Annotated in this window: 22 protein-coding genes and 1 pseudogene; 12 read left to right on the forward strand and 11 right to left on the reverse strand. The window is 72.1% G+C overall.

All coding sequences use genetic code 11. The annotated features are described in order from the left end of the window. Positions 1 to 310 precede the first annotated feature (310 nt). The 12 genes and pseudogenes from B7R87_RS29785 to B7R87_RS29840 all read left to right on the forward strand — a co-directional run bounded on the left by B7R87_RS29785 (position 311) and on the right by B7R87_RS29840 (position 15,872). Positions 311 to 1,630: a cytochrome P450 gene (locus B7R87_RS29785; protein ID WP_130584755.1), complete on the forward strand. Its 1,320-nt coding sequence runs from the start codon at positions 311 to 313 to the stop codon at positions 1,628 to 1,630. 322 nt (positions 1,631 to 1,952) lie between these two features. Beyond that, on the forward strand, positions 1,953 to 3,368 hold the full coding sequence (locus B7R87_RS29790; protein ID WP_006345297.1) for a family 2B encapsulin nanocompartment shell protein: 1,416 nt from the start codon (positions 1,953 to 1,955) through the stop codon (positions 3,366 to 3,368). A 79-nt stretch (positions 3,369 to 3,447) separates the two neighbouring features. Beyond that, positions 3,448 to 4,578, forward strand: a pseudogene (locus B7R87_RS29795) (family 2 encapsulin nanocompartment cargo protein terpene cyclase); the annotation flags it as partial. 32 nt (positions 4,579 to 4,610) lie between these two features. Next, positions 4,611 to 5,489 carry a geranyl diphosphate 2-C-methyltransferase gene (locus B7R87_RS29800; protein ID WP_006345295.1) on the forward strand — a complete coding sequence of 293 codons (879 nt, stop codon included), beginning with the start codon at positions 4,611 to 4,613 and terminating at the stop codon, positions 5,487 to 5,489. 101 nt (positions 5,490 to 5,590) lie between these two features. Further along, positions 5,591 to 6,019 carry a RidA family protein gene (locus tag B7R87_RS29805; protein WP_040913148.1) on the forward strand — a complete coding sequence of 143 codons (429 nt, stop codon included), beginning with the start codon at positions 5,591 to 5,593 and terminating at the stop codon, positions 6,017 to 6,019. Positions 6,020 to 6,231: 212 nt separating this feature from the next. Next, entirely contained in the window at positions 6,232 to 7,374 is a 1,143-nt protein-coding gene (locus B7R87_RS29810; RefSeq protein ID WP_006345293.1) for an ROK family protein, read from the forward strand. 278 nt (positions 7,375 to 7,652) lie between these two features. Continuing rightward, positions 7,653 to 8,498, forward strand: coding sequence for an ABC transporter permease (locus B7R87_RS29815; RefSeq protein WP_078902030.1), 846 nt, complete (start codon positions 7,653 to 7,655; stop codon positions 8,496 to 8,498). Further along, complete coding sequence (locus tag B7R87_RS29820; protein WP_006345291.1) at positions 8,495 to 9,391, forward strand: ABC transporter ATP-binding protein; 897 nt, start codon at positions 8,495 to 8,497, stop codon at positions 9,389 to 9,391. Before B7R87_RS29815 ends, B7R87_RS29820 begins: the two co-directional genes overlap by 4 nt. A 6-nt stretch (positions 9,392 to 9,397) precedes the next feature. Continuing rightward, positions 9,398 to 10,405: an aliphatic sulfonate ABC transporter substrate-binding protein gene (locus B7R87_RS29825; RefSeq protein WP_006345290.1), complete on the forward strand. Its 1,008-nt coding sequence runs from the start codon at positions 9,398 to 9,400 to the stop codon at positions 10,403 to 10,405. Beyond that, the gene (locus B7R87_RS29830) at positions 10,402 to 12,039 is read left to right on the forward strand and encodes a sulfatase-like hydrolase/transferase (RefSeq protein WP_006345289.1); all 1,638 of its coding nucleotides are present in this window, start codon (positions 10,402 to 10,404) and stop codon (positions 12,037 to 12,039) included. Before B7R87_RS29825 ends, B7R87_RS29830 begins: the two co-directional genes overlap by 4 nt. Continuing rightward, the gene (locus B7R87_RS29835; RefSeq protein WP_130584756.1) at positions 12,020 to 14,272 is read left to right on the forward strand and encodes a DUF4838 domain-containing protein; all 2,253 of its coding nucleotides are present in this window, start codon (positions 12,020 to 12,022) and stop codon (positions 14,270 to 14,272) included. The genes B7R87_RS29830 and B7R87_RS29835 overlap by 20 nt, the downstream gene beginning before the upstream one ends. Positions 14,273 to 14,426: 154 nt before the next feature. After that, positions 14,427 to 15,872, forward strand: a complete 1,446-nt coding sequence (locus tag B7R87_RS29840; protein ID WP_040913143.1) for a glyceraldehyde-3-phosphate dehydrogenase — start codon at positions 14,427 to 14,429, stop codon at positions 15,870 to 15,872. Positions 15,873 to 15,969: 97 nt separating this feature from the next. Here B7R87_RS29840 and B7R87_RS29845 read toward each other — a convergent pair whose 3' ends face one another. The 11 genes from B7R87_RS29845 to B7R87_RS29895 all read right to left on the reverse strand — a co-directional run bounded on the left by B7R87_RS29845 (position 15,970) and on the right by B7R87_RS29895 (position 26,042). Beyond that, positions 15,970 to 16,515: a MarR family winged helix-turn-helix transcriptional regulator gene (locus tag B7R87_RS29845; protein ID WP_006345286.1), complete on the reverse strand. Its 546-nt coding sequence runs from the start codon at positions 16,513 to 16,515 to the stop codon at positions 15,970 to 15,972. Between the two features lie 5 nt (positions 16,516 to 16,520). Next, positions 16,521 to 17,429 (reverse strand): class I SAM-dependent methyltransferase, encoded by a 909-nt coding sequence (locus B7R87_RS29850; protein ID WP_006345285.1) that lies wholly within the window; start codon positions 17,427 to 17,429, stop codon positions 16,521 to 16,523. Further along, positions 17,422 to 18,000 (reverse strand): VOC family protein, encoded by a 579-nt coding sequence (locus tag B7R87_RS29855; RefSeq protein WP_130584757.1) that lies wholly within the window; start codon positions 17,998 to 18,000, stop codon positions 17,422 to 17,424. Before B7R87_RS29855 ends, B7R87_RS29850 begins: the two co-directional genes overlap by 8 nt. Then, positions 17,997 to 18,329 carry a hypothetical protein gene (locus tag B7R87_RS29860; RefSeq protein WP_130584758.1) on the reverse strand — a complete coding sequence of 111 codons (333 nt, stop codon included), beginning with the start codon at positions 18,327 to 18,329 and terminating at the stop codon, positions 17,997 to 17,999. The genes B7R87_RS29855 and B7R87_RS29860 overlap by 4 nt, the downstream gene beginning before the upstream one ends. After that, the gene (locus tag B7R87_RS29865; protein WP_006345282.1) at positions 18,326 to 19,426 is read right to left on the reverse strand and encodes a class I SAM-dependent methyltransferase; all 1,101 of its coding nucleotides are present in this window, start codon (positions 19,424 to 19,426) and stop codon (positions 18,326 to 18,328) included. Before B7R87_RS29865 ends, B7R87_RS29860 begins: the two co-directional genes overlap by 4 nt. A gap of 65 nt (positions 19,427 to 19,491) precedes the next feature. After that, positions 19,492 to 21,069 carry an ABC transporter substrate-binding protein gene (locus tag B7R87_RS29870; protein ID WP_006345281.1) on the reverse strand — a complete coding sequence of 526 codons (1,578 nt, stop codon included), beginning with the start codon at positions 21,067 to 21,069 and terminating at the stop codon, positions 19,492 to 19,494. 30 nt (positions 21,070 to 21,099) lie between these two features. Then, entirely contained in the window at positions 21,100 to 22,038 is a 939-nt protein-coding gene (locus B7R87_RS29875) for an oligopeptide/dipeptide ABC transporter ATP-binding protein (RefSeq protein ID WP_006345280.1), read from the reverse strand. Continuing rightward, positions 22,035 to 23,111, reverse strand: coding sequence for an ABC transporter ATP-binding protein (locus B7R87_RS29880; RefSeq protein WP_006345279.1), 1,077 nt, complete (start codon positions 23,109 to 23,111; stop codon positions 22,035 to 22,037). Before B7R87_RS29880 ends, B7R87_RS29875 begins: the two co-directional genes overlap by 4 nt. Continuing rightward, positions 23,111 to 24,019 (reverse strand): ABC transporter permease, encoded by a 909-nt coding sequence (locus tag B7R87_RS29885; protein ID WP_006345278.1) that lies wholly within the window; start codon positions 24,017 to 24,019, stop codon positions 23,111 to 23,113. The genes B7R87_RS29880 and B7R87_RS29885 overlap by 1 nt, the downstream gene beginning before the upstream one ends. 3 nt (positions 24,020 to 24,022) lie before the next feature. Then, positions 24,023 to 24,982 (reverse strand): ABC transporter permease, encoded by a 960-nt coding sequence (locus tag B7R87_RS29890; RefSeq protein WP_006345277.1) that lies wholly within the window; start codon positions 24,980 to 24,982, stop codon positions 24,023 to 24,025. Positions 24,983 to 25,010: 28 nt separating this feature from the next. Continuing rightward, a complete protein-coding gene (locus B7R87_RS29895; protein WP_006345276.1) occupies positions 25,011 to 26,042 on the reverse strand; it encodes an SDR family oxidoreductase in 1,032 nt (343 codons plus the stop codon). Positions 26,043 to 26,093: the final 51 nt, after the last annotated feature.

Genomic DNA, 26,093 nt, shown 5'->3' on the forward strand with positions numbered 1-26,093 from the left:
ATCTGCCTCTCCGATACGGATCGGGACGGAAGAAATCGCCCGGCCGGAGCCGGGCGACTGCCCATGATCGTACTGAAGAGCGAACGGGAAAAGTGCTGTTGAGCAGAGTGTGAAGCGTCTTCGGTACGTGAGGAACAACCCGTTTCGGCAAGGGAGTTGAGGGTATCCGGCCCGCGGCGGACCCCTGGCCGAAAGGAGTGGGGGCGGCAGCCCGGACACCGGCCGGCGGCGACCGCCCGGACTGTCGCCCGCCGCGTCCCCTCCCCTACAGTGCGTGACGGCGTACCCCCTGTCGAAGAGGAGCAGACCCGTGGTCACCTCCGTCCGCCCCGGCCCGCCCCCTCCGGCCGGGCGCCCGGTGCCCGCGCTGGACCCCGCCGTCGTCGGACGCTGGCGGGCCGCCGGTGGAGAGCTCGTCGAGCTGTTCGCCGAGGCGCAGCAGCGGCTCGGCGGACTCGCCGCGCTTCCCCTCGGGCCGCGCCCGACCGTGCTGGTCACCTCCCCCGAGGCGGTGCAGCAGGTCCTCGCGCTCCGCCCCGAACGCTATGTGAAGCGCTCGCACCGGGCCCGGCTCCTCATCGGCGACGGCGTGCTGGCCGCGACGGGCGAGGCGTGGAAGAGGCAGCGGAAGCTGCTCCAGTCCCAGTTCACCGGCCGGGGCATGCGCCGGTACGAGGAACGGATCGCGGTCGCGGCCGGGGTCGCCGCTGCCCGCTGGGACGGGTACGCGGCGACCGGCGAGGTCTTCGACGTCGGCGAGGAGATGCGCCGCTTCGCCCTGGACACCATCTGGCGGGCCCTGACCGGACACCCCCTCGACCCCGCTGTGGAACACGATCTGGCCTCCGTGCCCGCGGTGGTGGCCGCCCTGCCCAGCCTGCCCGCGGACGCGACGGCCGCCGAGGCGGCCGTCGCCGCCGAACTGGCCCGGATCGACGCCCTGGCGAGCCGGGCCGTCGCGGCGGCCCGAGCCGGGGCCGGACCCGACGGGCCGGGCCTGCTGAACGTACTGCTGGAGGCGGCCGACACCCGCCCCGAATACACCGACCGGTTGATCCGGGACGAGCTGGTCACCCTGCTGCTCGCCGGTCACGAGACCACGGCCACCACCCTGACCTGGCTGTATCTGCTGCTCGACCGGCACCCCGAGGCACGGCAGTGGGCCTTGGCCGCAGGTGCCGAAGGCTCGCCCGAGCGCAGCCGGGCCGTCCAGGCCCTGGTCCACGAGACGCTGCGCTTCTATCCGTCGGCCTGGATGCTGCCGCGCTGCGCCGCGGAGGACGATGTGCTGGCCGGTCACCGGGTCGAGGCGGGCACCGACGTGCTCGTCTGCCCGTATCTGACACACCGTGATCCGGCCGTCTGGGAGGACCCGGAACGGTTCGACCCGGAGCGCTTCACCACGCCCGGCCGCCGCCCGGCGCACCCGGGCAGCTATCTCCCGTTCGGCCTCGGCCCCCGGGCCTGCCTGGGCCTGCAGTTCGCCCTCCGGGAGTCGACCGCCCTGCTGGAACGGCTGCTGCCCGCCCACACTCCCCGCTTCCGCTCGGTCCCGGCCGGCACGGTGTACGGGATCACCGTCCGCCCCGACGGACCGGCCCCCGCCACGCTCCTGCCGCCCGCGCAGTAGCCCCGCCCCCTCGTAAGCCCGTACACCGAGGGTGATCTCCCCTGCTCCGGCGCACTCCGGATCGTTGCGGGGAGTGAAACCCACCATGCGCTCGTACGTTCGTATGACCATGAGTGCGGTTCTGCGCACCGTAAACCTCCACGGCATGGAGTTCACCGGTTCGTAGGACGAAATGACTCTCTTCATGGCTGAACGGTCCTCACAGCACCTACGGTTCTGGCGGGTCCGGGGGATGACCGCCCCCGATTCCCTCGCATCTCATCCACACCTTCAGCACTGCGCCGATGCTCAACGCTGCCCTCGTGAAGGAGAGCACTGCCCGATGACCGTGGACACCAGCCCGGAGCCGCAACAGCAGGACCCGCGCCCGCAGAGCAGCCTGGGCACTGCGGCTGCCCGCAACCTCGCCACCACGACCAAATCCGCCCCGCAGATGCAGGAGATCACCTCCCGCTGGCTGCTCAGGATGCTGCCGTGGGTCGAGGTCTCCGGCGGAACGTACCGGGTGAACCGCCGTCTCACCTACACCGTGGGCGACGGACGCATCGAGTTCGTCCAGGACGGTGCCGAGGTCCGGGTGATCCCCCAGGAACTCGGTGAACTCTCCCTGCTGCGCGGCTTCGACGACGCCGAGGTGCTGTCCGCGATCGCGGGCCGGTGCGTCCAGCGCGACTTCCGCGCCGGTGAGGTGATCGTGGAGCGCGGCACCCCCGCCGAGCAGATCCACCTGATCGCCCACGGCCGGATCGAGCAGATCTCGGAAGGCCCCTACGGCGACGAGACCGTGACCGGTGTCCTCGCCGACGGCGACCGCTTCGGCCAGAGCGCACTGCTCGACGCCGACGGGGTCTGGGAGTACACCGCCGTCGCCAGGACCGCCGGAACCCTGCTCACGCTCGCCCGGACCGACTTCGCCGCCGTGACCGCAGGTTCCCCCGCCCTCCAGACGCATCTGCGGGAGTTCGTCTCCCTGCCGGAACAGCGGCAGAACCGGCTCGGCGAGGCCGAGATCGCGATGTCCGCGGGCCATGAGGGCGAGGCCGTCCTCCCCGGCGCCTTCGTGGACTACGAACTGAAGCCCAGGGAGTACGAACTCTCCCTCGCCCAGACGGTTCTGAAGGTCCACACCCGCGTGGCCGACCTCTACAGCAAGCCGATGAACCAGACCGAGCAGCAGTTGCGGCTCACCATCGAGGCGCTGCGCGAGCGCCAGGAGTACGAGCTGATCAACAACCGCGACTTCGGGCTGCTGCACAACACGGCCTTCAACCAGCGGATCCAGCCCCACTCCGGCCCGCCCACCCCCGACGACCTCGACGAGCTGATCAGCCGCCGCCGCGGCTCCCGCTTCATCTTCGCCCACCCCAGGGCGATCGCCGCGATGGGCCGGGAGTTCAACGCCCGCGGTCTCTACCCGGACCACGTCGACGTCGGCGGACAGAGCGTGCCCGCCTGGCGCGGGGTGCCGATCCTGCCCTGCAACAAGATCCCCATCACCAAGGAGAACACCAGCTCCATCCTGGTGATGCGGACCGGCGAGGACAACCAGGGCGTCATCGGCCTCAACCAGACCGGACTGCCGGACGAGTACGAACCCGGGGTCTCGGTGCGCTTCATGGGCATCGACGAGAAGGCGATCATCTCCTATCTGGTGACCACCTACTTCTCCGCCGCCGTCCTGGTCCCCGACGCGCTCGGGGTGCTGGAGAACGTGCAGATCGCCCGTACCGGAAGCTGAGCGGGCCGGTGCGGACCACCTCACCCGCAGGAGGAGTGGTGCGGTCATGAGCACCGAAGCACCGCGGTGGATCCCGGGCGGACCGACCGGTCTGGGTACGGCGGCCCTGATCCCGGTGCGCCCCGCGGAGCCGCCCCGGTCCGAGGCCGCCCCGGCCCCGGACCGGGCCCCGGCCCCCGTCCCGCCCCCGGCGGCGGATCCCGGCGGCCCGGCCGCCGGACCACCGCCCCCCGGCAGCCCCGTCCCCGGCCTCTACCACCATCCCGTAACCGAGTACGACCGGGGCCGGGCCGCCGAGGTCGACCGGCTCATCAAGATCTGGGCCATCGAGGAGATCGAGCTGTATCCCCCCGAGTGGGCGGAGCAGTTCGAGGGCTTCCAGGTGGGGATGTACATGACCGTCTGCCACCCCGACGCCCCCACGGTCGGGCAGCTGATGGTCGCCGCCCGGCTGATGGTCGCCGAGAACGCGGTCGACGACTGCTACTGCGAGGACCACGGCGGTTCGCCCGACGGACTCGGCGGCCGGCTGCTGCTGGCCCATACCGCGCTCGACCCCGTGCACACCACCGCCGAGTACCGGGCGCCCTGGGGCGAATCGCTGAAGGCGGACGCCCCCCGGAGGGCGTACCGCTCCGCCATGGACCACTTCCTGGAGGCGGCCACCCCGTCCCAGGCGGACCGGTTCCGGCACGATATGGCCCGGCTCCACCTCGGCTACCTCGCCGAAGGCGCCTGGGACCAGACGGATTACGTACCGGAGGTGTGGGAGTACCTGTCCATGCGGCAGTTCAACAACTTCCGCCCCTGCCCCACCATCACCGACACCGTCGGGGGCTACGAGCTGCCCGCCGACCTCCACGCCCGGCCCGAGCTCCAGCGGGTCATCGCCCTCGCCTCCAACGCCACCACCATCGTCAACGACCTCTACTCGTACACCAAGGAACTGGACAGCCCCGGCCGGCATCTGAACCTGCCCGTCGTGATCGCCGAACGCGAGAACCGGTCCGAGCGCGACGCGTACCTCAAGGCGGTCGAGGTCCACAACGAGCTGATGCACGCCTTCGAGGCCGAGGCCGCAGCCCTGTCCGCCGCCTTCCCCCTGCCGGTCCTGACGCGCTTTCTGCGCGGTCTGGCCGTCTGGGTCGACGGCAACCACCACTGGCACCGCAGCAACACCTACCGCTACAGCCTGCCCGACTTCTGGTAACCACGACCTCCGGCAAGGAAGGGAAACCGTCGTTGTCTCTGTCCGACGTGACCACCCGTGACACCGTCACCATCCCCGGCCCGGCGACGCCCTACCAGGGCGACATCGCCCGCTACTGGGACCACGAGGCCAGACCCGTCAACCTCCGCCTCGGCGATGTCGACGGTCTCTACCACCACCACTACGGCATCGGCGACGTCGACCACGCCGCCCTCGGGGAGCCCGGCGCCCCGGACCGGGAGGAGCGGCTGATCGCCGAACTCCACCGGCTGGAATCCGCCCAGACCCAGGTCCTCCTCGACCACCTCGGGCCCGTCCAGCGGGACGACACCCTGGTCGACGCGGGCTGCGGACGCGGCGGCTCCATGGTCATGGCCCACCAGCGCTTCGGCTGCTCCGTCGAGGGCGTCACCCTCTCGGTCAAGCAGGCCGACTTCGCCAACCGGCGCGCCAAGGAACTGGGCATGGAGGACTCCGTCCGGGCCCGGGTCTGCAATATGCTCGGCATGCCGTTCGCCACCGGCGAGGCCGCGGCCTCCTGGAACAACGAGTCCAGCATGTACGTCGACCTGCAGGACCTGTTCGCCGAACACTCCCGGATCCTCTCCGTGGGCGGACGCTACGTCACGATCACCGGCTGCTGGAACCCGATCTACGGCCAGCCCTCGAAATGGGTCTCCCAGATCAACGCCCACTTCGAGTGCAATATCCACTCCCGCCGCGAATACCTGCGGGCCATGGCGGACAACCGGCTCGTCCCGCAGGCGGTCGTCGACCTGACCGCCGAAACGTTGCCCTACTGGGAGCTGCGCGCCACCTCGTCCCTGACCACGGGCATCGAGGAGGCGTTCATCAACTCCTACAAGGACGGTTCGTTCCAGTATCTGCTGATCGCGGCCGACCGGGTCTGAGGTCTCCGCACCGCCCGTGCGGTACGGAAGGAGGCGGCCCGCCCCCGCTCGTCGCGGGGGCGGGCCGCCCGCCCCGTTTGCGGACGGTGCAGGATGCCGTCATGAAGATCGACCACTTGACGCATATCCCGGACCCGGAGGGCGTGCACCCCGCGGTCCCCTACACCCATGTCGTGACCGGCGCCGGACGGTGGGTCGCCGTCTCCGGACAGATCGCCCTCGACGAAAAGGGGCAGCTCGTCGGCCCCGGGGACCCGCTGGCCCAGGCCCGTCGGGTCTTCACCAACCTCGGCCGCTGTCTGGCGGCCGCCGGCGCGGGCTTCGACGATGTGGTGCGGCTGACCTACTACATGGCGGACATCGCCCATCTGAAGGAGGTCGCCGTCGCGCGGAACGAGGTGATGGACCCGGCACGGCTCCCGGCGTCGTCGGCGTTCCAGGTCGTGTCGCTGGTGTCGCCGGAGTTCCTGATGGAGATCGAAGCCGACGCGATCGTCCCCGCCGACCGGGAGCTGCCCGGACGAGGGTGAGACGCCGATCCGGGGGACGGCGCCGGAACCGTGGCCGCCGTATCAAGGGACCGTGAACACTCCATGGCACAGAAAATGCCGCAAAGGAGATGTCGACCGGATGAAAGCCGCCAATCGGCCGGTGATTTGATGGTGGTTCGTACGGTAATGGCGGGTCCGGGAATTCCTCCGGAACGTTGACGTAAATCGGGCGCGGCGGCACGCTCCTCCGCATGCCCAGGACCGAGCCCACCGCGCTGACCCTCCTCCGCCGCACCCACGAGGCGCAGGTGGTCGAGGTGCTGCGCCGGCTGGGCGCGGTCAGCCGCGCCGGGCTGGCACAGCACACCGGGCTGTCCCGCACCGCGCTGTCGTCCATCACCGCCGCCCTGATCGAACGGGCGGTCGTCGTCGCCGGTCCCGCCCCGGCCGATGGGGTACGCGGTCGGGGCAGGCCCGTCGAACTGCTCCGCCTCCACCCGGCCACCGGCCGCTGCGCGGGCGTCGACCTGGGCCGCGGCCGGGTCCGGGCGGTCGTCGCCAACGCAGCCCACGAAATCATCGCCTCCGGGGCCCGCGCCTGGCCGCCCGACGCCCCCTGGGAGCAGCGCACCGGCGCGGCGCTGGAACTCCTGGACGAACTCCTCGACGGCTCCGCGACCGGCCTGGAAGGCATCGGGATCGGTCTCGTCGGACCGGTCACGGAACCGGGCGAACGGGCCGGGGCGCTGGTGGCGCTCCTCCGCGAGCGCTACGGCGCACCGGTCCTGGCCGAGAACAACACCCGGCTCGCGGCGCTCGCCGAAGCCGTGCACGGCGCCGGAGCCGGGGTCCGGCACGCGGTCTACGTCCGGCTGTCGCACGGGGTCGGCGGCGGACTCGTCGTCGACGGGCGGCTGCTGGGCGGCGCGGGCGGTACGGCGGGGGAGATCGGACATGTCACCGCCGAGCCCGGCGGGCCGCGCTGCCGCTGCGGAAACCACGGCTGTCTGGAGCTGTACGCCTCGCTGCCCGCGGTGACGGCGGCCGGGGGCACCGGCGACGAGGAGGCCGTGGCCCGGGCCGGCCGGCTGACCGGAAGGGTCCTCGCCGGACTGTGCACCACGGTCAACCCCGAACTGCTGATCATCGGCGGGGAACTCGCCGCGCTGGGACCGCGGCTGCTCGGCCCGCTGGAGTCCGAACTGCGGGCCCGTACCCTGCCCGCCGCACTGGCGGGACTGCGCGTCGTCACCGCGCAACTGGGGGACGAGGGCGGGGCGCTCGGTGCCATCGCCCTGGTCCGCCAGGAGGCGCCCGTAGCGGTGGCGCGCGGCGGGGCCCGGAGCGCCTTCGTACCGCTCGCCGCGTGTACCGGGCCGGGAAGCGCCGGCTGACCTCTCCCGCACCTGCCGAACCCCTGCCGGGCCCGCGTGCCCCGGCACCGCGCTCCCTCCGGAGCACGGCGGCCCGGGATCCGTACCGCCGTGCGGTCCTTGCACCGGGAGCGTTCCGTGCCCCGGTGACCCGCCGCGCCGGCGCACCGAACCACCCTCTCCCGCCTACTCGTTGGCCGTGCCGCTCCCCGTGCCGTGCTCTGCGCCGTGGTCCGTGGGCCCGGCCCCGTACCCCGTTCCTCCACTCCGTACGCCCCAGGACCCAGAGGCGGCCCTCCATGCCCCGCACCACCGCACGACCCTCCCCTTCCCCACCCACCGCGGTGCCGCCGCGCGCCGCCCCGGCCGGTACGACCCGCCGGACCCGGGGCCCGGTGACGGCCGCCCGTCTGACGGGAGTCCTCTCCCTCGTCGCCGGTATCGCGCTCTGGCATCTGGCGGCCGCACTGGGCACGGTCGGCGTCCCCGGCCCCGGGCCGGTCGCGGCCCGGGGCGCGGAACTCCTCCGGGACGGGACCCTGGCCACCGACGCCCTGGTCTCGCTGCGCCGGGTGCTCACCGGCTGGGCGCTCGGCACCGCGGCCGCGATCCCCGTCGGCGCGCTGATGGGCTGGTACCCCCTGGCCCGGGCGCTGCTGGAGCCCTGGGTGCAGTTCTTCCGCGTCGTACCGCCCCTGGCGATCATCCCGCTGACGATCGTGCTCCTCGGCATCGACGAGCCCGCCAAGATCACCGTGATCTTCCTGGCGGCCTTCCTCTCCACCGTGGTCTCCGTCTTCCAGGGCGTCGTCGCGGTGGACCGGACCCTCGTCGACGCGGCCCGGGTGCTGGGCGCCCGGGATCCCGGAATCTTCGTCCGGGTGGTGGTCCCGGCCACCGTGCCGTTCCTCTTCGTCGGGGCCCGGGTCGGTCTGGGGGCCGCGTGGTCCACGCTCGTCGCCGCCGAACTCATCGCAGCCCAGCAGGGGCTGGGCTACCGGATGCAGCAGGCCCAGCTCTACTACGACCTCGAAACGATCTTCGTCGGGATCGTCGGCATCGGCACTCTCGGGCTGCTGATGGACCGACTGCTGATCGCCGCCGAACGCCGGGCCACGGTCTGGCAGGAAAGGAGGGCGGTATGACCCCCGCCGGACCCCCGCCCGGAAGCTCGGCCGAACCCCTGCCCGAACCCCTGCCCGAACCCCTGAACGGACCCCTGACCGGGACCCCCGCCCCGCCGCCGCCCCTGATCTCCTTTCGGGACACGACCCGTCACTTCCCAGGCCCCGACGGCGGGTTCACCGCCCTCGACGGCGTCGACCTCGATGTCGCCGAGGGGGAGTTCACCGTACTCGTCGGCCCGTCCGGCTGCGGGAAGTCGACCCTCCTCGGCATCGCCGCCGGACTCGTCGAGCCGAGCCGCGGCGAGGTGCGGCTCGACGGCCGCCCGGTCCGCCGCCCGGGCCCGGACCGCGGCATGGTCTTCCAGCAGTACGCCCTCTTCCCCTGGCTCACCGTCCGCGGCAACGTCGAGTTCGGGCTCCGTACCGCCCGCGTGCCACGGGCCGAACGCCGCCGCAGGGCAGCCCACTTCATCGACCTGGTGGGCCTCACCGATTTCGCCGACGCCCTGCCCAAAACCCTGTCCGGCGGAATGCGGCAGCGCTGTGCGATCGCCCGCGCCTACGCCGCCGACCCCCGGGTGCTCCTGATGGACGAGCCCTTCGGCGCGCTCGACTCCCTGACCAGGTCCCGGCTCCAGGAGCAGCTGCTGGAGATGTGGGAGCGGGAGCGCAGAACCGTCCTCTTCGTCACCCACGACGTCGACGAGGCCGTGTTCCTCGCCGACCGGGTGATCGTCATGGCCGCCCGGCCGGGCCGCATCCACCGGACCGTCGACATCGGTCTGCCCCGGCCCAGGACCGCCGCCACCCGGCTGACCGACTCCTTCACCGCACTGCGTACCGAAATCTGGCGCGCCGTCCACGAGCAGGAACCCCGCACCACTCCGACTCCCACCCCCTTGGAGCCCTGAATCCCCATGTCCACCTCCTCTCATCGCCGCCGCACCCTCGCCGCGGCCGCCGTCCTCGCCGTACTGGCCACCGGCGGCTGCACCGCGGCCTCCGCGGACGGCGACGGCACCCGGTCGGTCGACTTCGGCTATATCGCGGACTACAACCAGGCCGGGCTGCTGGCCGTCGCCCGGGAGCGCGGGCTCTGGAAGGAGCACGGCATCCGCGCCACGTACAAGGTCTTCACCGACGGCCCCACCCAGATCACCGCCCTGGGCGCCGGCGACCTCGACTTCGGCACCATCGGCCCCGGTGCCGCCTGGCTGCCCGCCTCGGGCCGGGCCACCGTCGTCGCCGTCAACCAGCTGGGCCGCGCGGACCGGGTCGTCGCCCTGCCCGGCCGGGGCATCTCCCGGACCGCCGATCTGAAGGGCAAACGCGTCGCCGTCCCCGAGGGCACCTCCGGCGACATGATCCTCGGGCTCGCCCTGGACCGGGCCGGACTCTCCCGCGACGACGTCAAGATCGTCCCCATGGCCCCGGCCACCGCCGTCTCCGCCCTGGCCTCCCGCCAGGTGGACGCCGCCGCGCTCTGGTACCCGCTGCTGGCGACCGTGGAGAAGCGGATCCCCGGTCTGGTCCGGCTCGCCGAGAGCGCCGATTTCGCCGCCGATTTCGCCTTCCCCAGCTCCGTCGTGGCCGCACCCGGTGCCGTCGGGAAGGACCGCGAACTGGTCGAGGACGTCGTCCGGGTCCTCCAGAAGGCCAACGACTTCCGGCACAAGAACCCCGGCAAGACGATCGACATCACCGCCCGGTTCCTCCGGCTCGACCGCGACGCGGTCGCCGCCGACGCCCGCAACACCCAGCCCCTGTCCACAGCCGAACTGGTGACGGCGGGCCGCGACGGAACCGTCGCCCGCTGGTTCACCGCCCTCCAGGGCTTCTTCGTCCGCGCGGGCAAACTCGATGCCCCCGTACCGGTGGAGAAGTTCTACGCCGGTGACCTCTACCAGCGGGCGGCGGCCCGATGACCGGCCCCGCGTCCCCCCGCCCCGCCGACGGCACCCCCCGGCGCAACATCCTCTTCCTGATGACCGACCAGCACCGCACCGACACCATCGGCGCCTACGGTGCCACCGGCGGACACACCCCCCACCTCGACGGACTCGCTGCCTCCGGCACCCGGCTCGACCGCTGCTACACGCCCACGTCCATCTGCACCCCGGCCCGGGCCAGCCTGCTCACCGGTTACGCCCCCTTCCGACACCGCCTCCTCGCCAACTACGAACGGAACGTCGGATTCGCCGAGGACCTCGCCGACGACCAGTTCACCTTCACCACCCCGCTCACCGAGGCCGGCTACCGGCTCGGACTGATCGGCAAATGGCATACCGGAGTACGGCGCCTCCCGGCCGACTTCGGATTCGAGGGGCCCTACCTGCCGGGCTGGCACAACCCCGTCACCCACCCCGACTACCTCGACTACCTCGACGCCCGCGGACTTCCGCCGTACGCGATCACCGACCCGGTCCGCACCAGGCTCCCCGGCGGCGGCCCCGGACCGCTGCTCGCGGCCCGGCTGCGACAGCCCGTCGAAGCGACCTTCGAACACTATCTGGCGACCCGCGCCATCGAACTCCTGCACCGCTGGGCCGACGAGGACGCCGCCGACGGCACAGCCCGCCCGTTCTTCCTCGCCACCCACTTCTTCGGCCCCCATCTGCCCTATCTGCTGCCCGACGCCTACTACGACCTGATCGACCCGGCGACCGTACGGCTCCCCGAATCCCTCGCGGAGACCTTCGAGAACAAACCCCCGGTCCAGCGCAACTACAGCGCCCTCTGGGGGCACGACAGCCTCACCGAGGACGAGTACCGCAAGCTGATCGCCGCCTACCACGGCTATGTCGCCCTGATCGACCACCAGATCGGCCGGATCCGGGGCGCCGTCGCGGACCTCGGACTCGACGCCTCCACCGCCGTGCTCTTCACCGCCGACCACGGCGAGTTCACCGGCTCGCACCGGATGCACGACAAGGGGCCGGCGATGTACGAGGACGTCTACCGCATCCCCGGACTGCTCCGGGTCCCCGGAGCCCCCGGGGGAGTGGTCCGCCCGGAGTTCGCCACGCTCACCGATCTCACCGCCACGATCCTCGACCTCGCGGGCTGCGACCCCGCGCCCGCCGTCGACGGGCGCAGTCTGCTGCCGCTCACCGGCGGCGGCCCGGCCCCCGACTCCTGGCCGCGTCATGTGGTCGGCGAGTTCCACGGCCACCACTTCCCCTATCCGCAACGCATGCTCAGGGACGCCCGCTTCAAGATCGTGGTCAATCCCGAGTCGCTGTGCGAGCTGTACGACCTCGACCACGACCCCCATGAACTCCGCAACGCCTGGGACGATCCGGCCCTGCGCGACGACCGCGACCGGCTGGTCCGGAGCCTGTACCGGCTGCTGGTCGAACGCGGGGACAACTTCCACCACTGGATGGCGGCCGTCCTCGACACCGGCGGTCCGCCCGGTGACACCTCCCTCGGCTCCTTCGAGTCCGCCGCCGGAGCGGAGCCCGGAGCGGTTCCCGCCGTACCGGAGGACGCATCCCCCGCCCCCCGCCCGCTGCCCGCCCCGGAAGGACACCGCGCCCATGTCTCCCGAACCCCGTGACCCCGCCTCCCGCCCCGGCCGCAGAACCCTGCTGAGAACGGCGGCCGGTACCGCCGCCGTCACCGTGGCGGGCGGGCTCGCCGCCGCCCCGGCGGCCGCCCGCGAACTCCCCCGCGGCCCGCGCCGCCGCAGATCCCCCGCACCCCTGCCGGTGGCCGGGACCACCGTCGTGTGGTGGTCCTCCGACGGCCCCCCCGATCCGGCGTCCGACCCGGTCGCCTTCGCCGCCGCCGAGCTGGCCCGCTACCTCGGACGCATCACCGGACGGCCGCTCCCGCGGCACCGCGCGGACCGGCCGGGCCGGGGCGTGGCCCTGCTGCCCGCGTCCGCCGCGCCCGTCGAGCAGGGTGTCCCCGCCGCCCTCGCCGCGGCCGGGGACAGCCTGCTCGCCGGCCGCGGCGAGGACGCGCACGCCGTCGTCGTGGGACCCGCCGGAGCACTCGCGGCGGGCCGCGGCCCGCGGGCCGTGCTGTACGCCGTCTACGCACTCCTCGAACGCGCCGGAGTCCGGTTCTTCGCCCCCGCCTTCCCCTCCTACCAGGGCCGCGCGGAGCGGGTACCGCACCATCCGTCCCTCGTCCTGTCCGGCACCCACGGCACCGTCGAGGAACCCGCCTGGACCTGGCGGCGCAAGTACGTCGAGGAGGGCACCAGCCACACCGCCGAAGGGCTGGTCCTGCTGCTCGACTGGATGGCGAAGAACCGGCTCAACACCCTCGTCCACCCCTCCGACTACAACCACTGGTCCGTGATCACCTGGGACCGGGTCCGGTCGGCCGTGGCCCCCGAGGCGGCCCGGCGCGGCATCGTCGTCGAGGTCGGCGGCCACGGCTACGAGAGCTTCCTGCCCCGCGAGCGGTACCCCGCCTACTACACCGGCGGCGCGAGCGTCTTCGACGTCCACAACCCCGACGCCCTCGACGCCTACGTCCGGGCCGTCGTCGCCCATCTCGCCGCCCGGCCCGAGATCACCGTCTTCGACTGCTGGCCCCCGGACACGGCGACCTGGCCCGCCGGGGCGGTTGCCGCCTTCGGAACGGTCGCCAACGCGGAGGCGCATGTGGTGAACACCCTGCGCACCGCACTGGCCACGGCCCTGCCCGGGGTACGGGTGGAACGCATCGCCTACGGCGCGGCCATCGCCCCGCCCACACCCGGCCGGGGCTTCCACCCCGAAGTGCTGATCGACTTCGCCCCGTACGAACGCACCTACCAGCACGCCGTCGACGATCCCGCCTCCGCCGCCAACGCCCCGCTCGCGGCGCTGCTGCGGTCCTGGTCCGAAGCGGCCGAGGGGCCGCTCGCGGTCTACGACTACAACCGCCGCTACCGGTGGCGGTCGCTGCCGGTCCGCCCGCTCGGGATCCTGGCCGCCGACGCCCGCTTCTACGCCTCCCTCGGCATCGACGGACTGGGCTCCTACGCGGAGCCCGCCGACTGGCTGCCCTTCGAGGCGGTCCACCTCTTCTCGGCACGGCTCGCCCGCGACCCCGGAACCGACCCGGACCACTGGCTGGCCGGATATCTGGCCGACCGCTTCGGCTCCGCCGCCGGACACCTCGCCGACTACTACGCCCGGACCACCGCCGACCCCGACGGATTCACCGTGCCCGCCTACGCCTCGGCCGCCGAGACCGGCTACCGGGCCGCCGCGGCGGCGCTCGACCGGGCCCTGACCGTGCTCGCCGGACGGGAGGAGTACCCCGTCGCCGCGCTGCTCAGGTCCCATATCGACCTCGCGCTCGCCGATGTGGCGATCACCACGGCACCGACCGCAGCCGCCCGCACCACCGCCCGCGCCGCCTACCGGACCCTCCTGGAGGAACACCGCTTCCGCGGGCTCGTCCTCCAGGACATCCGGTCCGTCCAGCGCTGGGGCGGCACCCTCGCGCACCGGGACGGGCACGCCGTCTACCGGCTCCCCGCCCACGCCGCCCCCGTCGAGAGCGGGCTGACCGTCGCCCGCGGCGGCTCGGCCACCGTCCGGCTGCGGGCGCAGGACGTCGACTGGCGCGGACACACCGTGACCTGGAGCGCAACGGCGCCCCCGGGGCTGGTCCCCGGCACGGTCTCCGGGACGCTCGCCCCCGCCGGAGCCGCGGACGCCGTCCACCGGCTCGTCCTCACGGCGTCCGCCTCCCTCACCCCCGGCAGCCGTACCGTCACCTTCACCTTCCGCACCGAGGACGGCACCGTGCTGCCCCCCGCCCGCCTCACGGTGACCGTGATCTGACGGCGATCCGGCGGTGATCCGACGGTGATGGACACAAGGGGCGCCGGGCGGACCGCCTTCAAAGGTGATGTGCAGCTCACCCGGCACCCCTTGAATCATGGGTGGATCAGGTGGTTAGCATATGAGCGCCACCTAGCTCGAAAGAGAAGTGCCTGTGACTGTCATCGAGGATTCGTTCACCAACTGGAAGAACCGTGAGGAGATCGCCGAGTCGATGATCCCGATCATCGGGAAGCTGCAGCGCGAGCGGGATGTCACCGTCCTGCTGCACAGCCGCTCCCTGGTGAACAAGTCGGTGGTCAGCATCCTCAAGACCCACAGGTTCGCCCGGCAGATCGCGGGCGAGGAGCTCTCGGTCACCGAGACCATGCCGTTCCTCGAAGCACTGACCACGCTCGACCTCGGTCCCTCCCAGATCGACCTCGGCATGCTCGCCGCCACCTACCGGGCCGACAGCCGCGGACTGTCCGTCGCCGACTTCACCGCCGAAGCGGTCGCCGGCGCCACCGGCGCCAACAAGATCGACCGCCGCGAACCCCGCGACGTCGTCCTCTACGGCTTCGGCCGCATCGGCCGGCTGGTCGCCCGGCTGCTCATCGAGAAGGCCGGCTCCGGCAACGGACTGCGCCTGCGGGCCGTCGTCGTCCGCCGCGGCGCCGGACAGGACATCGTCAAGCGCGCCTCGCTGCTGCGCCGCGACTCCATCCACGGCCAGTTCCAGGGCACGATCACCGTCGACGAGGCGAACGACACCATCGTCGCCAACGGCAACGAGATCAAGGTGATCTACTCCGACGACCCGGCGAAGGTCGACTACACGGAGTACGGCATCAAGGACGCCATCCTCATCGACAACACCGGCCGCTGGCGCGACCGCGAGGGGCTCTCCAACCATCTGCGCCCCGGTATTGCCAAGGTCGTCCTGACCGCCCCGGCCAAGGGCGACGTCCCCAATGTCGTGCACGGCGTCAACCACGACATGATCAAGCCGGACGAGCAGATCATCTCCTGCGCCTCCTGCACCACCAACGCGATCGTGCCGCCGCTGAAGGCGATGGCCGACGAGTACGGGGTGCTGCGCGGCCACGTCGAGACGGTCCACTCGTTCACCAACGACCAGAACCTGCTGGACAACTACCACAAGTCCGACCGGCGGGGCCGCTCCGCGCCGCTCAATATGGTGATCACCGAGACCGGGGCCGCGTCCGCCGTCGCCAAGGCGCTGCCCGATCTCCAGGCCCGGATCACCGGCAGCTCCATCCGGGTCCCCGTACCGGACGTGTCCATCGCCATCCTCAGCCTCCGGCTGGAGCGCGAGACCACCCGCGAGGAGGTCCTCGACTACCTCCGCGAGGTGTCGCTGACCTCGCCGATGAAGCGTCAGATCGACTTCACCACGGCGCCCGACGCGGTCTCCAGCGACTTCATCGGCTCGCGCCACGCGTCGATCGTCGACGCCGGGGCCACCAAGGTCGAGGGCGACGACGCCATCCTCTACCTCTGGTACGACAACGAGTTCGGCTACTCCTGCCAGGTGATCCGGGTCGTCCAGCACGTCTCCGGAGTCGAGTACCCGACCTTCCCGGCACCGGTCGCCTGATCGCCTGATCCGGTGAACCCGCGATGACCGGGGCCGTTCCGGGGAGCACAGCCGGCTCCCCGGAACGGCCCCCGCACGTGCGGGGCTTGTGCGCCTGCTACTGCTCCGCCGGGCGCGGCGCGGGCAGCGCGGACCCGGTGGTACGGCGGCCCGGCTCCCGGTCGTGCGCGGGCAGGGCCGCCATCGCCGCGGGCTCCAGCCACGAGAGCACCGTGGTCAGCACCCGCATCGTCCGGGCCAGATCCTCCCGTCCGACGATCCGGTCGATCTCCCGCTGAAGTCCGGAGATCACCCCGTGGACCTTCCCCTCCAGCTCCCGCCCGGCCTCGGTGAGCGTGATCACCTGGCGCCGGCCGTCGGTCGGATCGGGGGAGCGGCCCACCAGCCCGGACCGCTCCAGATCGCTGATCAGCAGCGTCCCGGACGGCCGGGCCAGCGCCAGCGAGGTGACGAAGTCGTGCTGGAGCATCCGCCCGTCCGGAGTGCGCCAGAGCCGCACCAGCGCGGCGGCTTGGGCGTAGGTGACACCGTGCGGCCGCAGCGCCGCCGAGAGCCGGTCCTGGACCAGCCGGGCGGTCAGCGTCAGCAGACCGCTGAGGTGGTTCTCGGATCCGCGGAACAGTGCGTCGGTGTGGTTCTCCACCCGGCTCAGGCTACCTTCCTGCGGGCCCGCCAACTGGCCGACTGACTGTGCCGCTCCACCATCACCACGTCCTCGCAGCCGAGTTCGGCGAGCAGTTTCGGATGGTCCGTACGGGAGTACTCCAGCATGAAGGGCTCCACGTTGTTGCGGACCATGCCCTCGCGCTGCCGCCAGTCGCGTTCGTTCTCCGGGATGGCCCAGTCGAAGAAGCCGAGGAAGCCGCCGGGGGCGCAGACCCGGACCATCTCCGAGACCGTCCGGCGGATCTGGTAGGCGGGCATCTCGTGGAGGAGATGCGATTCGTGGACCACGTCGAAGCTGCCGTCGTCGAACGCCGACAGGTCACCGGCGTCCATATGGTAGAAGCTGACGTTGCGGATCCCCAGCTCGTCGGCGCGGCGCCGGGCCCAGCGCAGCACCGAGGGCGACAGGTCCACCCCGACGACCTCGGCCTCCGGGAAGACCTGGGCGTAGACGAAGGCCGTCGCCCCCGTCCCGGCGCCCACTTCCAGGATCCGCCGCGGGCGCACCCCCCGGTCCAGTACCTGGCTCTCGACCCACCACCGGATCTGTTCGCGCTTGCCGAGCGGGAAGTCCTCCGCCATCCGCTCCAGCCGGTACCCCATGGAGGGGTGCATCCAGTGCAGCCCCTTCATATGGTGGACCGGGTTGGCGATGTAGTACGCGGGGAAGTCGGCCGGCCGCCGCCGGCCGGGGGCCAGCAGATCCGACAGATCGCCCGGACCGGTCGCCTTCGGGGCCCGGCGCATCTCCCAGCGGATCACCGCCCGGGAGAGCCTGGGGTGCTTCTTCGCCAGCCGCAGCGAGAGCAGGGTGGGCCGCCAGCCCTCCGGCAGCGGCGGGCGGGTGCGGGGCGGAGGCGGTGCGCCGCCGGGCTTCGTGGTCTCAGGCATCGGTCGCCTCCGGGTCGGGGACGTATCGGGGTTCGTCCGGGTAGCGCGGGGTGTCCGGGTCTTCGAGGTTCTGCTCTTCGACGCACCGTTCGTTGGGCGCCTGGAGCTTGATGATGTTGTGGTCGGGGTCGAGCAGGGTGAGGAGCCTTCCGTACTGTCCGTTGAACTCGGGGGTGAAGTACGGGACGTCCATGGCCTGCAGATGGGCCCGGACCGCGTCGAGGTCGTCGACCTGGTAGGTGACGGAGACCGGGGTGTCCCAGACGTCCGCGGGCCGTCCCTTGGGCAGCCCCCGGCCGGTGATCTCGACACGGCGGTTGTCCGGTCCGACCAGGACCGCCATCCGGAAGGGGCGGTTCGGGACCCGGATCGGGATGTCGAACTCCAGCTTGAAACCGAGGACGTTGCGGTACCAGCGGACCGCGCGCGGCTGGTCCACGGAGCGGATGGTGATCATGCTGGTCCGCCAGAGGACGGGGGCGTCGCCCTGGCCGGGCTCCCGGGTCAGCCAGGCCGGCGCAGCCACCGCCGCCCCGGGCGGCGCACCGGCCGGGGCCCCGGCGCCGCTCATGAGCCCGCCGCCCGGCGCCGGGCGTCCGCCGCCCGGTGCGTGGCCTCCGGACCCAGATAGTCCGCGGCCAGCGGGGTCAGGATGCGGTCGAAGAAGGCGTCCCGCTCGGCCCGCCACTCGCCCGCCGCGGCGTCGGGGACCGGATACGATTCGGCGGCTCCGGCCGGGAGCGTGCCGTTCTCGGTGAGCAGGTGCTCCAGGACCCGGATCCGGTCGCGCTGGACGTAGATCTCGCCCGCCAGGGCCAGCACCATGCCGAGGAGTTTGTCGACCGCGGGGTCCTCGAAGAAGACCATCTGGCCGTCCGTGATGCCTGCGGGGTTCTTCATACCGGCTTCCTTCCCGTGACCAGGCGCCAGCCGCCGGCCCGGGCCCGGCGCGGGTCCGGGGGCGCGGCGGAGCCGTACGCCTTCTTGTCCCCGTGCCGGAACGCGTCCACCACGGTGGTGGTGACCTCCGTATAGCCCGCGTCCACGAGGGGCTTCTCCAGATCGGCCCTGAAGAAGTCGGACATAAACGGCTCGTTGTTGATGTGGGCGTGCCAATCCATCATGAACAGGCCGTAGGTGGTGGGCAGTTCGCCCGCCGTGTAGATGGCGAACCGGCCGCCGGGCGCCAGCAGCCGGAAGCTCTCCCGGACGATTGCGGCGATATGGTCCGCGGGCATCTCGTGGAAGATCATCGTCGAGGTGGCCAGCTCGAACGAACCGCTCTCGAAGCCGGTGTCGGCCGCGTCCTTCTGGACGAAGCGGATCGGCAGTCCCCGCTCCCCGGCCTTCAGATGGGCCCATGCGAGGAAGGGGGCGGCCAGATCGACCCCGATGACCTCGGCGCCGGGGAAGGTCTCGGCGAGCCCGAAGGTGCCGTCGCCGGTGCCGCAGCCCAGGTCGATGATCCGCCGGTAGTCGCCCCGGGGCAGTGCCTCGGTCTTCGCCCGGTGGATGGAGCCCACGTTCTCCAGCCCGGCGAAGTGGATCCGGGTCCCGAAGTCGTAGACCGGCCCGTCGAGGTCGTCCTGCCAGTAGCCGCCCTTCTCCAGATGGTAGTCGGTATCGGCGTAGTACGCGGGCATCGGCAGCTCCGGGTCCAGCTCGGGCCCGTCGCCGGAGGCCATACGCTCCGTCAGCTCCTCCCGGCGGGACTCGATATAGGCGTGGGTGCCGTGCGGTCCGTACTTCATCAGCAGCTGGGTGTGCCGCTGCAGGTACATGAAGTACCGGAAGAGCGCGGAGTCCTCGATGACCTCGCCGATCTCGGTGGTCTCCGCGGGCGCCCGGCCGTGCTCGGCGGCCCAGTCCTCCGCACGGGCGTCGAACAGGTCGAGCAGCGGGTGGTGGAGTTTGGCCCAGCCGATGCGCAGGCCGAGGTAGAAGTCCAGATAGGCGCGTTCGGTGCCCGTGACGGGCTCGTCGTTCAGTCCCAGCATGGGAGTCCTTTCGCAGACGGTGCGGTGGTACGGGACGGGGGCGCGGGTCGGGGTTGCGGGGCCGGTCAGCCTCCGATGCGGATACCGCGGAGGTTGAGCCGGCCGAGCGTCAGTGCCTTCTCGTCCACCCCGCTGATCTCGGCCCGGGTGGCCATCAGCAGTTCGGGGTAGACGGGCGGCAGCTCGACGGCGTTCTCGGTGAGTGCGCGGTTGAGCCGGGCGGCGATCCGGGCGCGTTCGGCCTCCGGGGCGGTGCCGAAGAGCCGGACGAAGTCCCGGTCGTAGGCGGCGTCGCGGTAGCCGGGGTTCTGCCGGGACGCGGTGCGGTAGACGGTGAACTGGGAGAGCGGCATCACACCGCCGACCAGGCCGTACTCCTGGACCGTGAGGGACATGTCGTAGTCCCGGACCAGCCAGCGGCGGTTCCAGTTGGCCGGGTCGGCCACATCGAGGCTGACCTTGAGACCGAGCCGGCCCCAGTTCTCGGCCAGCACCTGGGCGATGTCGCGGGCGGCGCCGCTGGTCGACACCATGATCCGGAAGGTGGTGTTCCGGGGGATGCCGGAGCGGGTCAGCAGTTCGGCGGCCCGGTCGAGGTCGGCCCGATCCGGATAGGGCCGGTAGTCCGCTTCATGGCCGGTGACCAGCGGGCCGAGGGGGCCCTGCGCGGTACGGGCCCGGCCGTGGAAGACGGCCTCCCGGACGCCTTCGCGGTCCATGGCGAAGGCCAGGGCGCGCCGGAAGTCCGGCCGGTCGAAGGGCCGGCGGGTCAGGTTCATCATGGCCCGTACGCCGCCGGTGCCCTGGACCGCGTGGAGCCGTAGCGAGGTATCGCGCCGGATGCCCGCGACATCGACGGGCTGTACCCCGGTGGCGATATGGATCCGGCCTTCCCGCAGATTGACCAGCCGGGTGGACGGGTCGGGTACGGAGGTCATCTCGATGGCCCGCAGCGCGGGCTTCTCGCCCCAGTAGCCGTCGAAGCGGACCATCCTCATCGACTGGCCGGTGACGACCTTGTCGATCCGGAACGGGCCGGTGCCCACCAGCTCGGCCTTCTCGGCCATGAAGTCCTGGTGGCTGACGGGGATCCGGGCCAGCTGGTCGGGCAGGATCCCGTACGGCATGCGCAGTTCGATCCGGACGGTCGTCGGGTCGACGGCGACGGCCTGTTTGAACCAGGGCGAGAGCAGCGACAGGAACTGACTCCGGCCCCGGCTGCCGGGGATGAAGTTGAGTCCGGCGGCTATGTGCTCGGCCGTCAGCTCGTCCCCGTTGTGGAAGCGGACGCCCGGACGGAGCCGGACGGTCCAGGAGACCCCGCCGGGTCCGGCCGCGGGCGGCGCGGCGGCGAGCTGGGGGACGAGCTTTCCCGCGGTGTCATGGGTGTAGAGGGCGTCGGTGGCGGGTTCGGTCACCCAGCGGACGTTCTGCGAGTTGGAGTAGAGGGGGGCGTAGCCGACGGGGATCTCGAAGAGCCCGACGGACAGGGTGCCGGAGCCGGATCCGCTGCCCCCGGAGTCGGGGTCGGTACAGGCCGCGACGGCGGCCCCGGCGGCGATCGCCGAGGCCGTCCGCAGCAGATCGCGGCGGCTGGGACGGCGGGTGGGGCCGATGGATCTCCTGGTGGTGGACGTGGTCATGACGGGCTCCTTGTTCGGGGTCGGCGGCCGTCAGGCGGTCAGATGGCAGGCGGCGGTATGGCCGGGGGCGATGTCGACGGCGTCGGGGCGGGCCCCGGCGCACTTCTCGACGGCGTGCGGGCAGCGGGTGCGGAAGCGGCAGCCGCTGGGCGGATCGACCGCGGACGGTACGTCCCCGGTGAGCGGCAGCAGGGTCCGGCGGCGGCGCGGATCGGGTACGGGGACGCTGTCGAGCAGCGACCGGGTGTAGGGGTGGGCGGGCCGGTCGAAGACCTCGTCGGCATCGCCGGACTCCACGACATGCCCCAGGTACATCACCAGCACCTCGTCGGCGAGCAGTCTGGCCACGTCGATCTCATGGGTGATCAGCAGATACGTCAGCCCGAGGTCGTCGCGGAGATCGCAGAGCAGATTGACCAGACCGGCCTTGACGCTGACGTCGAGACTGGCCGTCGGCTCGTCGAGGACGAGGACCCTCGGCTCGGCGGCGAGCGCCCTGGCGATGGTGACCCGCTGGAGCTCGCCACCGGAGACGTCGGCGGGGTAGCGGTCGAGGAATTCGGCAGGCAGGGAGGTCAGTTCGAGCAGCTGCCGGATCCGGGCGGCGCGGCCCCGGGCGTCGAGGTCGCGGCGGTGGATGCGCAGCGGCTGGTCGAGGGCGTGCCCGATGGTCTTGCGCCGGTTCAGGGCCGACCAGGGGTTCTGGGCGACGAGCTGGATCCGCCGCTCCCCGGTCACGGTGATGGTGCCGGAGGTGGGGCTCAGCAGCCCGAGGAGGAGTTTGGCCACGGTGGACTTGCCGCAGCCGGATTCTCCGATCACGGCGAGCGTCCGGCCGCCGTCGATGCGGAAGCCGACGTCGTCGACGGCGTGGACGGTACGGGTGCCCCGGCCGCGCAGCCGGGGGCCGCCGTGACCCCGGAGGGTGAAGTGCTTGGTGAGGCCGGCGGCCTCGACGACCGCGGTCATGCCGCGTCCTCCTCGGCGTGGTGGCAGCGGACCAGGGATCCGGCGACCGTGCGGAGCGCGGGCACCTGTTCGCCGCAGACGGCGTCCGCACGCGGACAGCGGGGCGCGAACGCGCAGCCGGGGATCCGGTTGGCCCCCGCCGCCGAGCCTTCGATCACCTTGATCCGCTCGCCGCGGGTGTAACGGCTGGGCAGGGCGCGCAGCAGCGCCCGGGTGTAGGGGTGGCGGGGCGCGTCGAAGAGTGCACCGACCGGCGCGCTCTCCACCAGCCGCCCCGCGTACATCACCCCGGCCCGGTCGCAGATCTGGGCGATGACACCGAGGTCGTGGCTGACGAACACGATGCCGATGCCGAGCCGGTCCCGCAGATCCAGCAGGAGCCGCAGCACCTGGGCCTGGACCGTCGCGTCGAGGGTGGTGGTCGGCTCGTCGGCCAGGAGCAGCGCGGGGCGGCGGGCGAGGGCGGCGAGCATGATCAGCAGCCGTTGGAGCTGGCCGCCGGAGAATTCGAAGGGGTAGCCGTCGAGCCGTTCGGCGACGGCCCGCAGACCGACCTGGTCGAGGAGTTCGGTGACCTCGGCGGGGTCGCGGTCCCCGAGGAACCAGCGCAGTTGCTTGCGCAGCGGGGTGACCGGGCTGAGGGAGGTCATGGGGCGCTGCGGTACGAGTCCGATGCCGGTGCCGCGGACCGAACGCAGCCCGGCGGCGTCGAGCCGCAGGAGGTCGGTGTCCCGGAACCGCAGGGTGGTGGCATCGGTGACGGCGACGGACGGCAGCAGTCGCATGATCGCGGAGAGGACGGTGCTCTTTCCGCTGCCGGACTCCCCGACCAGGCCGAAGATCTCACCGGGTTCGAGCCGGAAGGAGACGTCGCGGACGGCGGGCACCGGCCCCCGCGCGGTGTCGAAGACGACGCTGAGATCCTCGACCTCCAGCAGCGGCGCGGTCCGGCCCGGTTCCCAGGGCCTGCCGTTGCGGGCCCGCTCCCCGGCCGTGGGACCGATGGTGGGACCGGCCGGGTCCCCGACCGTGCGACCGGCGGCGGGCCCGCCCCGGCCCGTGCGGTTCTTCATCAGCGCTCTCCTCGGTCGAGCAGATCGTTGGCGCCGTCGCCGAGCAGGCCGAAGCCGACCGTGGCGACGAGCAGGACGAGACCGGGCATGACGCAGTACCACCAGGCCCCGGCCATCAGATAGCGGGTGGCGTCCGCGATGACCCCGCCGAGCGTCGGCGTCGGCGGCTGCACGCCCACCCCGAGGAAGCCGAGGGCGCCCTCCGCGAAGACCGCGACCGCCATCCAGAGGCAGCTCTGCACGATGACCGGCGGCAACACGTTGACCAGCAGCTCGTTGCCGATGATCCGGCGGCGGGGGACCCCGAGCAGCCTCAGCGCCGAGATGTAGTCCTCCTGTACTTCGGCGAGGGTCGCGGCCCGGGCGACCCGGGCGAAGTAGGGCGTCGCGGCGATCGCGATCAGCAGCACGATCTTCCCCGCCGCGCCGATCTCGACCGGACCGAGATGGAAGGAGGTGACGCCGGTGATCCCGAGGACGACCATCGCGAAGACGAACAGCGGCACGGTCTGGATCGCCTCGAAGATCCGCATGATCAGTTCGTCGGGCCAGCGCCCGGCGCAGTATCCGGCGGCGATGCCCAGCGGCAGGGCGACCAGCAGTCCGATGCCGACGCTGAAGACGGCCACCAGCACCGAGACCCGGGCCCCGGACGCGACCCGGGACAGCAGATCGCGGCCGAGGTGGTCGGTGCCGAACCAGTGGGCGGCGGAGGGGCCTTCGAGCGGTGCCCCGGTCCGGGCCAGCGGATCGGGGGTGAACAGCGGACCGAAGGCCGCGAAGAGCAGATAGCCGGTGACGAGGGCGACACCGAGGACGGTGAGCGCCTTGATGTGGCGGCCCTTGACGACGATGCGCCGCCGGGGGCGGGACCGGGTGCGGACCTGGGGCTGGATGATCGTGGTCATGGCTCAGGCACCTGCGAATTTCTGCCGTACGCGAGGGTTGAGCGCCGCGTAGAGGATGTCGACGATCAGATTGGCGAGCAGGAAGAACACCGCGAGGGCGAGCGTGGCGCCGACCGCGAGGGGATAGTCCTGGCGGCGGATCCCGTCCACCAGCAGCCGCCCCATTCCGGGCAGGTTGAAGAGGTTCTCGATCAGGACGGAGCCGCTGAGCATGACCCCGACCAGCTGTCCGACGACCGCGGTGGTCGGCAGCAGCGAGTTGCGGAAGGCGAGGGAGTGGTTGATGCGCCGTTCGGACAGGCCCATGGCGTGGCCGAAGCGGACGTAGTCGGTACGGACGGCTTCGAGCATGGACACCCGCAGGGTGCTCGCGGTGACGCCGAAGGTGCCGAGCCCGAGCACGAACGCGGGCAGGACCAGGGCCCGGAGGTGGCCCAGGGGGTCCTCGCTGAAGCCGACCCAGCCGCTGGACGGCAGCACCCCCGGCAGATAGAGCCCGAAGAGCAGGATCAGCAGGGCGCCCAGCCAGAAGCTGGGGACGGCGATGGAGAGATTGCCCATCACCCGCACGGCGGCGTCCGCGGCGGTGTCGCGGCGGGCGGCCGCGAACCGGCCGGCGAGCAGCGCCAGCGGAATCCAGAACGCCAGCGAGACGGCGGTCAGCTCCAGGGTGACCGGCAGCCGGAGCATCAGCTCGTCGACCACGGGCTCCCCGGTGAAGATGGAGTCCCCGAGGTCCCCGGTCAGGATCCGGCCCAGCTCCGCCGCGTACTGGACGAACAGCGGCCGGTCGAGGCCCAGTTCCCGTTCCACCTGGGCGATCTCCGCCTCGGTGGCGTCGGCTCCCACGATCAGATAGGCCGGGCTGCCCGGCGCCATCCGCATGAGGAAGAAGACGAGGGTCAGGACGATGAGGAGGACCACCGCCATGGCGGCCGCCCGGCGCAGTACATGGCCTGCCAACGGAACCTCCCTTCGAGGGCCGGGCCGCTCACCGCGGGCCGGGTGCGGACGGTGTCTGCCGCTGTGTGTAGTGGTCCCGGAAGACGCGGTAGGCGGCGACCAGCTCCGGATCGTGCTCCTCGGAGCCCTCGGGCCGCAGCAGCCCGAACCGGAACACGCCCTCGCCGCGCTCGTTGTGGACCATCACCCAGTACTCGGGCTTGCCCGAGTGCCGGCCCGGGCCCTCGCCGAACTGCAGACGCCACCGGGTGCGCCGGGAAAAGTGCAGTTCGGGGCCTTCGAAGTAGTTGACGTACCGCTCGCTGACCTGCCAGTCCGTGAAATGGACCTTCGCCTCGGCCATCGCCTCGCCGGTGCTGCCGCCGAAGACCGCCAGATGGACCCGGCCGAGCCGCCGGAGGTCGAAGAGGAAGTCGACGATGTTCACGGACGGGGTGACCGCGTCGAACGCCTCCGCCGGGGCCAGTTCGCCGTCGAGCACCTCCAGGGCCCGGCCCGACTGATCGTGGCGCCCGACGAGTTCGGCGACGACGGCGGCCACATCGGCGCGGGTCACCTTCCCCCGCGCCAGGCCCTCGCCGAGGACGACCCGCCCGGTGGGTTCGGCGTCGGTGAGCCCGCCCGGCCGCAGGACGCTCCAGTCCAGTCCGCTGCCCGCCAGATGAGCCTCCGCCTTCGCCTTGATCTCCAGGTACGGCCGCAGGAATTCGGGCGCCCGCCCGGGAGCGTCCGTGCCCTTGGAGGTGACGAGGACGAACCGCCGTACCCCCTGCCGTACACAGGCGTCGACGAGCGCGCAGCAGCCGGTGTTGTCGAGCCGTTCGGCGTCCTCCACCGCACCACCGCCCGGCCCGGCCAGCCAGACCACGGCATCCGCACCGGCCACGGCCAGGTCCAGTTCGCCGGGGTCCGCGGCGGCCAGATCGCAGCGGTGGGCCTCGGCGCCGGGCACCGGCCCTTCGGAACGGGTCAGCGCCCGGGTGGCGTGCCCGGCGGCAGTGAGCAGCGGGATCAGCCTGCGGCCGGTACGGCCGGTGGCTCCCGCGAGGACGATCAGCATGGTGACTCCAGGTCTGGGGATCCGGATGGGGGTGGGGTGGGCGGTGGGGCC

Origin of the sequence: Streptomyces tsukubensis, from assembly GCF_003932715.1 — a bacterium.
In the GTDB taxonomy this organism is placed as follows: Bacteria; Actinomycetota; Actinomycetes; order Streptomycetales; family Streptomycetaceae; genus Streptomyces; species Streptomyces tsukubensis.

Bases quoted from the DNA above. Each gene is read 5' to 3' on its own strand.
- B7R87_RS29830 (WP_006345289.1), top strand. From the start codon at position 10,402: ATGACCGGCCCCGCGTCCCCCCGCCCCGCCGACGGCACCCCCCGGCGC.
- B7R87_RS29820 (WP_006345291.1), top strand. From the start codon at position 8,495: ATGACCCCCGCCGGACCCCCGCCCGGAAGCTCGGCCGAACCCCTGCCC.
- B7R87_RS29815 (WP_078902030.1), top strand. From the start codon at position 7,653: ATGCCCCGCACCACCGCACGACCCTCCCCTTCCCCACCCACCGCGGTG.
- B7R87_RS29790 (WP_006345297.1), top strand. From the start codon at position 1,953: ATGACCGTGGACACCAGCCCGGAGCCGCAACAGCAGGACCCGCGCCCG.
- B7R87_RS29865 (WP_006345282.1), bottom strand. From the start codon at position 19,426: ATGCTGGGACTGAACGACGAGCCCGTCACGGGCACCGAACGCGCCTAT.
- B7R87_RS29885 (WP_006345278.1), bottom strand. From the start codon at position 24,019: ATGACCACGATCATCCAGCCCCAGGTCCGCACCCGGTCCCGCCCCCGG.
- B7R87_RS29810 (WP_006345293.1), top strand. From the start codon at position 6,232: ATGCCCAGGACCGAGCCCACCGCGCTGACCCTCCTCCGCCGCACCCAC.
- B7R87_RS29870 (WP_006345281.1), bottom strand. From the start codon at position 21,069: ATGACCACGTCCACCACCAGGAGATCCATCGGCCCCACCCGCCGTCCC.
- B7R87_RS29850 (WP_006345285.1), bottom strand. From the start codon at position 17,429: ATGCCTGAGACCACGAAGCCCGGCGGCGCACCGCCTCCGCCCCGCACC.
- B7R87_RS29835 (WP_130584756.1), top strand. From the start codon at position 12,020: ATGTCTCCCGAACCCCGTGACCCCGCCTCCCGCCCCGGCCGCAGAACC.
- B7R87_RS29805 (WP_040913148.1), top strand. From the start codon at position 5,591: ATGAAGATCGACCACTTGACGCATATCCCGGACCCGGAGGGCGTGCAC.
- B7R87_RS29880 (WP_006345279.1), bottom strand. From the start codon at position 23,111: ATGAAGAACCGCACGGGCCGGGGCGGGCCCGCCGCCGGTCGCACGGTC.
- B7R87_RS29875 (WP_006345280.1), bottom strand. From the start codon at position 22,038: ATGACCGCGGTCGTCGAGGCCGCCGGCCTCACCAAGCACTTCACCCTC.
- B7R87_RS29825 (WP_006345290.1), top strand. From the start codon at position 9,398: ATGTCCACCTCCTCTCATCGCCGCCGCACCCTCGCCGCGGCCGCCGTC.
- B7R87_RS29860 (WP_130584758.1), bottom strand. From the start codon at position 18,329: ATGAAGAACCCCGCAGGCATCACGGACGGCCAGATGGTCTTCTTCGAG.
- B7R87_RS29895 (WP_006345276.1), bottom strand. From the start codon at position 26,042: ATGCTGATCGTCCTCGCGGGAGCCACCGGCCGTACCGGCCGCAGGCTG.
- B7R87_RS29855 (WP_130584757.1), bottom strand. From the start codon at position 18,000: ATGAGCGGCGCCGGGGCCCCGGCCGGTGCGCCGCCCGGGGCGGCGGTG.